Below are 847 nucleotides of genomic sequence, written 5' to 3' on the forward strand. Positions count from 1 at the left end.
AAAAAACATCGTCGAAAACAGTCAGCAGTTGTCAGAACAAGCACAACAGGCGAATGAACTCTCAGCCATGGCGGCAGGACGCGTTGAGCACCAACAAAATGACGTAAACCAAATTGCTACGGCCATTCATGAAATGTCGGCAACCGCTGCAGAAGTCGCAAGTCATGCAGAATTGACCGCAAGTGCATCCCAAAACTCCGCATCTGCGTGTGTGGAAGGTCAAAGCGTTATTCAGAAAAACCGAGAAGCGATTGTGTCGCTTGCTGAGCAAGTGAGTGATGCGGCAAATGTAATTTCTGAACTGGAAGCGAACACCCAAAGCATCAACCAAATCCTGTCTACGATTCAAGGCATTGCTGAGCAAACCAACCTGCTCGCTCTCAATGCGGCCATCGAAGCAGCACGCGCGGGTGAACAAGGACGCGGATTTGCCGTGGTAGCGGATGAAGTACGTGTACTTAGCCAACGCACTCATGGCTCAACAGAAGAAATCCGTACCATGATTGAAACGCTGCAAAGCAATACCAAGCTTGCCGTAAACAGCATGCAAGCCAGCACTAGCTTGGCAGATACCAGCGTGGATTACGCACAGCAAGCGCACGACAGTCTAACCAGCATCACCAACTCTATCACTGAGATTAATGATATGGCGATGCAGATTGCGAGCGCAGCAGAAGAGCAGCGAGCGGTAAGTGAAGACATCAGCCGCAATACTCAAGGCATCAAAGACGATGCAGATGTCATTGCTGAGCAATCACTGAAAAGCAGTGAAGGCGCACGCAGAATGTTCAACACAGCGAACACCATGCGAGAACACATCAGTCGCTTTAAAGTGTACACCGCCCCA

1 protein-coding gene is annotated in these 847 nt (G+C 49.9%); it reads left to right on the top strand.

The features are described from left to right. The coding region (locus tag R8N47_RS24330; protein ID WP_318185995.1) for a methyl-accepting chemotaxis protein at positions 1 to 847 on the top strand (847 nt) is incomplete at both ends.

The organism is Vibrio sp. 2132-1 (assembly GCF_033344315.1).